The 7,605-nt window shown below is 72.6% G+C and carries 8 protein-coding genes; 3 read left to right on the forward strand and 5 right to left on the reverse strand.

Translation table 11 applies throughout. The annotated features are described in order from the left end of the window. The first annotated feature begins 468 nt into the window (after positions 1-468). Complete coding sequence (locus tag ACFXB5_RS43075) at positions 469-855, forward strand: VOC family protein (RefSeq protein ID WP_385219084.1); 387 nt, start codon at positions 469-471, stop codon at positions 853-855. A gap of 104 nt (positions 856-959) precedes the next feature. Here the strand turns inward: ACFXB5_RS43075 and ACFXB5_RS43080 are convergent, their stop codons facing one another. Next, positions 960-1,757, reverse strand: coding sequence for a S1 family peptidase (locus ACFXB5_RS43080; protein ID WP_385219086.1), 798 nt, complete (start codon positions 1,755-1,757; stop codon positions 960-962). Between the two features lie 265 nt (positions 1,758-2,022). Between ACFXB5_RS43080 and ACFXB5_RS43085 the strand changes: the two genes are divergently transcribed. Continuing rightward, positions 2,023-2,910 carry a hypothetical protein gene (locus ACFXB5_RS43085; protein ID WP_385219088.1) on the forward strand — a complete coding sequence of 296 codons (888 nt, stop codon included), beginning with the start codon at positions 2,023-2,025 and terminating at the stop codon, positions 2,908-2,910. Positions 2,911-2,970: 60 nt separating this feature from the next. After that, positions 2,971-3,444, forward strand: coding sequence for a PPOX class F420-dependent oxidoreductase (locus ACFXB5_RS43090; RefSeq protein WP_086883360.1), 474 nt, complete (start codon positions 2,971-2,973; stop codon positions 3,442-3,444). Positions 3,445-3,460: 16 nt separating this feature from the next. On the opposite strand, the gene ACFXB5_RS43095 is transcribed toward ACFXB5_RS43090, so the two are convergent. The 4 genes from ACFXB5_RS43095 to ACFXB5_RS43110 all read right to left on the reverse strand — a co-directional run bounded on the left by ACFXB5_RS43095 (position 3,461) and on the right by ACFXB5_RS43110 (position 7,448). Then, complete coding sequence (locus ACFXB5_RS43095) at positions 3,461-4,960, reverse strand: glycosyltransferase family 39 protein (RefSeq protein WP_385219090.1); 1,500 nt, start codon at positions 4,958-4,960, stop codon at positions 3,461-3,463. A 66-nt stretch (positions 4,961-5,026) separates the two neighbouring features. Next, positions 5,027-6,100, reverse strand: coding sequence for a translation initiation factor IF-2 (locus tag ACFXB5_RS43100; RefSeq protein ID WP_385219092.1), 1,074 nt, complete (start codon positions 6,098-6,100; stop codon positions 5,027-5,029). Then, positions 6,097-7,029, reverse strand: a complete 933-nt coding sequence (locus ACFXB5_RS43105; RefSeq protein WP_385219094.1) for an ABC transporter ATP-binding protein — start codon at positions 7,027-7,029, stop codon at positions 6,097-6,099. The genes ACFXB5_RS43100 and ACFXB5_RS43105 overlap by 4 nt, the downstream gene beginning before the upstream one ends. Continuing rightward, positions 7,026-7,448: a GntR family transcriptional regulator gene (locus ACFXB5_RS43110; RefSeq protein WP_099013411.1), complete on the reverse strand. Its 423-nt coding sequence runs from the start codon at positions 7,446-7,448 to the stop codon at positions 7,026-7,028. Before ACFXB5_RS43110 ends, ACFXB5_RS43105 begins: the two co-directional genes overlap by 4 nt. Positions 7,449-7,605 lie beyond the last annotated feature (157 nt).

Below are 7,605 nucleotides of genomic sequence, written 5' to 3' on the forward strand. Positions count from 1 at the left end.
AGGCTCCACCCCAGACCCCCGACCAGAGCTCCGCCCCCCAGCGGCATCAATACGCGGCTCCGCCGCACAGCAGGGCTCCACCCCAGACCCCGGACTGGGGCCCTGCCCCCCGCAGCGGCATCGATACGCGGCTCCGCCGCGTGGTGGGGCCCGGCCCCAGACCCCGGACCGGGGCTCCGCCCCCCAGCGGCAATGCATACGCGGCCCCGCCCCATGGCAAGGCTCCACCCCAGACCCCCGACCAGAGCTCCGCCCCCCAGCGGCATCAATACGCGGCTCCGCCGCACAGCAGGGCTCCACCCCAGACCCCGGACCGGAGCTCCGCCCCCCGCAGCGGCATCGATACGCGGCTCCGCCGCGTGGTGGGGCCCCGGGGTTCAGGGGCGGAGCCCCTGCCGCATGGCTTCCGGCTCGGCTTTCGCCTGCGGGCCCGCTCCGGAGGGGGCCGTTCCGGGCTAGGGTCCGCACATGATCGCGACGCTTCAGTGCACCGTCATCGACTGTCCCGACCCCGCCGCGCTGGCCGCCTTCTACGGCAAGATCCTGGGCTGGCGGGTGGACGACGGCGATCCCGAGTGGGCGACCCTGACGGCCGAGGACGGCCGTAAGCTGGCCTTCCAGCTGGCGCCGGACCACCAGCCGCCGCGCTGGCCGGACCCGGCCCATCCGCAGCAGATCCATCTGGACTTCGACGTGGAGACGCGCGCGGACGCGGAGCGGGCGCAGTGGGAGCTGATCGAGCTCGGGGCGACGTTCCTGCACGACAGCGGCGGGGAGCGTTCGGGGTTCCGGGTCTTCAACGATCCGGCCGGGCACCCGTTCTGCATCTGCTACGGACAGACGGAACCGAGCTGACGGCGACGCGGATGGAGCGCGTACCGGAGCTCATACGGCTGACCGGGGCCGGCACGGTGGCCGGGCCCCGGTCAGTTCCCGTCGAAGGCGATGCTGAGGAGGGGTCAGCCGCCGAGCTGGGTCGCGCCCGCCTTGATGTCCTTGGCGAAGGTGCTCACCTCGGTGTAGACGCCGGGCTTACCGGGCCGTGCGCAGCCCTCGCCCCAGCTGACGATGCCGACCTGGATCCACTGGCCGCTGTCGTCCTTGCGGAACATGGGGCCGCCGGAGTCGCCCTGGCAGGTGTCCACGCCGCCCTCGGCCATCTTCCCGGCGCAGATCTCCTCGCCGGTGACGAGCTCGTCGTAGGCGGCCTTGCAGGTGGCGTCGTCGACGAACGGCACGCTGGCCTTCAGCAGGTAGCGCTGCTGGCCGCCGCCCTCGACCGCGGCGCCCCAGCCGGCCACGGTGAAGTCGCCCTTGTTGTACGCCGTGGTCTCGGCGATCTTCAGGGTGGGCTGGTTGATCGGCTTGGCGAGCTTGATGAGCGCCCAGTCCTTGCCGGTGCCGTTGTAGCCGGGGGCCTGGAGCACCCGGGTGGACTTGACCTTGATGGCGCTCGAGCTCTGGAGGTCCACGACGCCCGCGGTGGCCGTGATGGAGGTGTTGGCGCCGGAGCCGTCCACACAGTGGGCGGCGGTGAGGACTATGTCCTGGGTGTAGAGGGCGCCGCCACAGCCCATGGAGAGCCGGACCATGAAGGGGAATTCGCCCTGCGCGGCGCGGGTGCCGCCGACCACGGAGGGGCTCGGCTCGGGGCCGGTGGGCTGGGCGTTGGCGCTGCCGGGGGTGAGGCTGAAGGCGGCGAGGGCGACCGCGCCGAGGGCCGAGGCTCTCTTGATGTGCTTCAGCGTGTTCCGCAACGGACTGTCCTTTCGTGGGGGGTTCTTCGAGGCATGTCAGGCTCATGCCAAGCACATTCGCGGCTCCGCCGCGTGACAAAAATCCGGAAACCTCTCCGAAATCCCGTGGATGAGCCGGTAAAACGCCCTGTGATTATGTGGACCGGGTGAACGGGGTGACAAGGGTCGGTTTCCAGCCAGCGCGGCCTACCCACTGCCCCGCCGAACGACCGTAAGGTTGATGTGAGACAGGGCGCACGGCTGGCGACGGGCACGGGGTGACGGCGTGGCGGCACCGGGCAGCGACATCGAGCACGGCTATCCCCACCTGGACACCGTCCGGGCCGCGATCACCGCGCTCTACCACCGCCTGTCCCGCGACACGGTGGACACCTTCGGACTCAGCGTGGTCCCCGGCGATGTGGCCTTCGCCGACCAGGACGACCTCTACCTGGGCGTACAGCGGGTGGCCCGGGTCATGGTGCAGCATCTGCGGCTGCCCGACGCCCGGATGATCGTGAGCTTCCGGGAGATGCGGCACGCGGGAAACGTGGAGCTGGCCGCGGGCCCGGAGTACTTCATCGAGCTCAACTCCCGCTTCAAGACCCACCGCAGGGACATCGGCGCGGCCCTGGCCCACGAGGTCACGCATGTGTATCTGCACCGCCTGGACCTGTCGTTCCCCGGCACACGCGACAACGAAATCCTCACCGACACCACCGCCGCCTATCTCGGCACGGGCTGGTTGCTGCTCGACGCCTACCGCCAGGACTCGGTTTCCAGCCAGAAACTGGGCTATCTGACGCCGGAGGAGTTCGGCTACGTCCTGGCCATGCGGGCGCTGCTCTTCGCTGAGGACCCCTCCCCCTGGTTCACCTCTCCGCAGGCGTACGAGGCGTACACCAAGGGGCTGGAGCTGGCCCGCCGCGAGCAGGCCCGGCCGCCGCTCACCGCCGCCGGCTGGACCGGCCGCCGCCGCTACGCCAAGGACCGCCGGTCGGCCCAGTCCGGCCAGCCCTCCCCCACCGGAGGCGACTACGCCTTCGACCCCGGCCCTCCGCTGAGCGTCTCCTTCCCCTGTCCGACCTGCCGTCAGCGCATCCGGGTGCCGGTGCGCGGGCGGCTGCGGGCCCGCTGCGGGCTGTGCCGTACGGTGCTGGAGTGCGACACGTGACGCCGGGCCGGGCCGTGGCCATACGGCCTTGGGTGCGCTCGACGTCGTACGCTCGCCTGCATGAGCCCCTCCATCGCCACCAACACCCAAGTCGGCCTCGACGAGCTGCTGGAGTTCGTACGCCCGCGCCACCGTGCGCTGCTGATGACCCGCCGGACGGATGGCTCGCCCCAGGCATCCCCGCTGACCTGCGGAGTCGACGACTCCGGCCGGATCGTCATGTCCACCTACCCCGAGCGCGCCAAGGTGCGCAACGCCAAGCGCGACCCCGCCGTGAGCCTCGTCGTGCTGTCCGACGAATGGAACGGCCCGTGGGTACAGATCGACGGCACCGCCGAGGTGATCGACACCCCGGAGTCCGTCGAGCCGCTGGTCGAGTACTACCGCAATATCGCGGGCGAGCACCCGGACTGGGACGAGTACCGCGAGGCCATGCGCAAGCAGGGCAAGTCGCTGATCCGGGTCACCCCCGAGCGCTGGGGCCCGGTCGCCACGGGCGGCTTCCCGGCCCGGCTGGTGGAGAACGAGGGCTGACCACGCCCGGCAGCGTTCAGCACTTCCCCGCGCGCCCGTAGAGCACGATCCGCATCCCGGTGACGTCCCTGACGGCGCATCGGTGGAAGTGTTCCGCGAGCACCTCCCGTTTCACCCGCTCCTGAGGGGTGTCGTCCAGCGGCCGGCGGGGCGGGTCGTTCACCGTCACGATCCGCCCGGCCGTCAGCATCCGGGCCCTGATCAGCGGTGCGGGCAGCTCGATGCCGTGCAGCGTGCCCGAGGGGATCGCGGGCCGGGCCAGCGCCAGCTCCCGCAGGCCCCGGAAGTCCGCCGGGCTGGACATGATCGGTTCCCGGCGCCGGGCGGGCAGGAAGAGCACCCCGTCGCCGGGTCGGCTCAGCTCCCGTACGGAGCGTGCGGCCGCGAGGGGGTCGTCGAGCCGGCTCTGCGGGGTCCGCAGCTGGAGGGAGTACGGCAGCAGGGCCGCCGCGGTGGCCACCGCCAGCCCTCCGGCCAGAGCGCGGGGGACGGCGGCGGTGCGCGACAGCGCGTCCAGCCGGGCCCCGATCAGCAGCGCGAGACCGGCGTAGGCGTAGAGCACATACCGGTCGACGTAGAGCGGATGGAGATACGACACCGCCAGCAGCGCGGCCGGGGGCAGGATCAGCAGCGCGAGCGCGAGGTCGCGCAGCGGGACGGGCCCGTGCGCGGGCAGCGGTCCCCGGGCGCAGACGAGGCCCGCCAGGGCGATTACGCCGAAGCCGAGCAGTTCGAGCGGGCCCGGCGGGGAGATCCAGCCGACCAGCGCCGCCTGCTGCTGACTGACGATCACCAGCGGCGCCAGCACCAGGGCCACCACGGAGGCCGACTGCCCCCACGCCCAGCCGAAGCGCGCGCCCACCCGGGCCCGGTACAGCGCGACGCCGTGTGCGGCGACGGCCAGGATCGCGAACTCGTGCAGCAGACAGGCCAGCGCCGCGACGGCGGCGTATCCGGCCCAGGTCCGCTTGCGGGGCCTGGTCACGGCGCTCAGCAGCAGATGCGTGGCCGCGACGACGGCGGCGCAGACCAGGGCGTAGGACCGCCCCTCCTGTGCGTACCGCTGCACCGCCGGGAACAGCGGGAAGACCAGCCCGGCGGCGAGTCCGGCGCGGGGCCCAGCGAGCCGCTGCCCGAGCAGTCCGATACCGGCGGCCGCGGCGGCCATGGCCAGCACCGAGGGCAGCCGGAGGGCGACAAGACCGCCGTCCCAGAGGGCGAACACACCGTGCATGAACAGGTAGTAGAGGCCGTGCACCACATCGGCGTCGCCGAGCAGGTGCAGGATCTCACCGACGCTCCGGTGGGCGACCTGATACGTCGTCGACTCGTCCCGCCATATGCTGTTCCCGCGGCGGATCCCCCACAGCCCGAGCGCCAGCGCCAGCCCGGCCGGGACGAGCCAGACCGCGGCCCGCCCGGCGCGCCCCGGGCGGCGGGACGCCGGGGGCTCCGGGGGCGCCGGGCGGGTGCGTGGGGCGGCCCCGGCGGTGTCGAGGGCAGGCGAGACGGCCATGGGTGGGGGAACTCCGATCGGAGCGGAAGGTGTTGCCGTGGGCGCCGTGGCGGGGAGGGGCGCGGGTCAGGCCCGCCTGCGGCCGATCCACCACAGGCAGAACGCGGCGAGCGCGACGGCCACGGCCAGGCAGATCCCGGCCTGTATCCACTGCATGGGCCAGTAGTGGCTCGCCGGGTGCAGCTCCTCGTACCACCTATCGGTTGCGCCGAGCCGGGCGAAGCAGCGGTCCCAGGCGTCCGAACTGACGGCGGACGAGCAGCGCTCCAGGGGGATCTTCTCCCCGGACCGGGTCAGATAGCCGTCGCCCATGCCACGCCACGAGTTGAAGAGGACCTGAAGGGGGGTGGTTGTGTATTCGCCGGAGGCGTCGGCCTCGGCGAGGATCGTCCGCGGCGTCATCAGATGGGGGCGCAGGGCGCCCAGCCCGTACTGGACACCGGCGGTGGCCCCCAGAGTGACCACCATGGCGGGCAGGGTGCGCCGCAGCAGCAGCCCGGCCGCCGCGCCGAGGAGGAAGGACAGCGGGGCGAGGGCGACCGCCGCCGGGCCGGTCGCGTCGAACGGTACGGCGGTGCCCCAGGCGATGTCCTGGAACGGGACCCGGGCCACCCGCCACCACCAGGTGTAGAGGGCCGCGAGGACCGCGGCGCCGGCCGTGACGGCGACGAGCGGGAGCGCGAGCTTGGCGATGAGCCAACGGGTCCTGCCGACGGACTGGGTCCACACCATCTGGTGGGTGCCCGTCTCCAGCTCCCGGGCGAACAGCGGCGCGCCGATGAAGACGCCGATCAGCACGGGCAGCGCGATGAGCAGCCGTCCGGTGTTGAGCAGCGGTGTGCGGTAGGTGTCGCCGAGATGGCCGAGCGCCTCGGCCATCGGGGTGGTTCCCGTGTCGGGACTGATCTCCCTGCCGCGGCAGAGCCGCTTCCAGCTCCAGTCCGCGCAGCCCTGGACGTCGTGCGCCCGCGCATAGCCGACCATCCCGGCGCGCTGCCAGACGATGTACGCGGCGATCGCCACGACCACGGCCAGGCCCGCCCACAGGGCGGCCCGGTGCTGGCGCGTCACCAGCCACATCAGTCCTCGGGCGCGCAGCCGTGCGCCGGGTGCCCGGAGCCGTATGCCGATCGAGCTCATGCCCCCACCTCCGTAACGGTCGCGCGCGCTTCGGCCGTGAACATCGGCGGGGCGTCGGGAGCACCCAGATAGCCGAGCAGGACGTCCTCGAGGGAGGGTTCGGTGACGATCCAGCCGTCCCCGGCCGGGGTGCCCTCCGGGCGTATCAGCGCGGTGAGCTGACGGCCCGTCGTACGGGTCTCGACCACGGTGTGGCGGGCGAGCGCCTCCGGTGTTCCGCCGCCGGTCGCGCTCGGGCCGGTGACCAGGCGGTGGGCGGCCTGGATGGTGTCCGTCTCGCCCGCCAGGCGGATCCGGCCGCCGCCCATCAGCAGCAGGTAGTCGCAGACGCCGTCGAGTTCGGCGAGCACATGGGTGGAGATGACCACGCCGGTGCCGCGCTCGGCGGCCTCGGCCATCAGGGCGCCCATCATCCGGCGGCGGCGCAGCGGGTCCTGATCGGCCATCGGCTCGTCCAGGAGCAGCAGATCGGCGCGCTTGCCGAGGGCGAGGGCGAGGGCCACACAGGTGCGCTGGCCGCCGGAGAGCGAGCCGACCCGGGCGGACAGCGGCACATCGGCCTCCGCCACCACCTGTTCGGCGGCCTTCTGGTCCCAGCGGGGGTTGAGCTCCCGGCCCAGGCGCAGGGTGTCTGCCACGGAGAAGCGCGGGTAGAGCGGCTTGTCCTGGGCGACGAAGGCGATGCGCTCGCGGATGCCGGGGTCGGAGGCGGGCCGGCCGAAGACCCGCAGGGTGCCGGTGGTCGGGGTCAGCAGCCCGGCGGCGAGGGACAGCAGGGTGCTCTTGCCGGAGCCGTTGGGGCCCACCAGGGCGCAGATCCGCCCGGCGGGCAGCCGGAAGGCGACATCTCTCAGGGCCCAGCCGCGTCGGTACTTCTTGCCCAGCCCGGACGCCTCCAGCGCGCCGGACGCGTCGATCTCGTCGGTCACCCGTTCTCCTCGTGTCCACGCTCGCCGGGGGCGGCGGTCTTGCCGAAGCGCTCTTCGAGGACCGAGGCCACCAGCGCCGTCACGTCCTCGCGGTCGAGCCCGGCGGCGCGGGCCCGGTCGGTCCAGTCGGCGAGCTCCGCGCGCAGCGGTGAGTCCGCGGCGGCGCCGGGCCGGGCCAGCGACCGGCGGACGAAGGTGCCGAGGCCCGGCCGGGGCTCGACCAGCCCTTCGCGCTCCAGCTCGCGGTATGCCTTCAGGACGGTGTTGGGGTTGATGGCGGTGGCCGCGACGACCTCCTTGGCCGTGGGCAGCCGGTCCCCGGGCTCCAGCAGTCCGAGGCGGAGCGCCTGTTTGGTCTGCTGGACGATCTGCAGATAGGTGGCGATGCCACTGCGCCGGTCGATGCGGTACTCGACCATCCGCTTCACCACCCTTTCACTAATTAGTTAGTGGAATGATGGTGGAACGCGTCTGAGGGAATGTCAAACGACCTGGTCAACTGGTTCGGTCAGCGGTCAGGCGACCCGAGAGAACGCCGGCCGAAACGCCACGCGGCGCCTTCCCCCGGTCGGGAGG

This window comes from Streptomyces sp. NPDC059455, from assembly GCF_042750115.1.
Classification (GTDB): Bacteria; Actinomycetota; Actinomycetes; order Streptomycetales; family Streptomycetaceae; genus Streptomyces; species Streptomyces endocoffeicus.